The following is a 311-nucleotide window of genomic DNA, read 5'->3' on the forward strand; positions in this document are numbered from 1 at the left end:
ATACGTATTTCTACGCGCTCTTTGTCAGACATATACTCACCTCCGACTTGATTGTACGGTATTTTCACAGTATAATCAAGTAACAAAGCGTAAGAGGAGGTGAAGAATATGTTGAAAGCTTATAAGTATCGGCTCTACCCAAATGAAGAACAAAAAAACTATTTTGCGAACTGTTTTGGTTGTACCCGCTTCATTTATAACCAAATGCTTAGCGACAAGATCGACCACTATAAAGAGACGAAACAAATGCTCAACAATACGCCCGCTCAGTACAAAGAAGAGTTTCCTTTTATGAAAGCGGTTGATAGTCT

General features: G+C 38.3%; 1 protein-coding gene. It reads left to right on the forward strand.

The features are described 5' to 3' along the window. Nucleotides 1–108: 108 nt before the first annotated feature. The coding region (locus ACYQ2O_RS13075) for a helix-turn-helix domain-containing protein (RefSeq protein ID WP_459771569.1) at nucleotides 109–311 on the forward strand (203 nt) is incomplete at its 3' end.

This window comes from Alkalibacterium sp. m-11, from assembly GCF_054658155.1.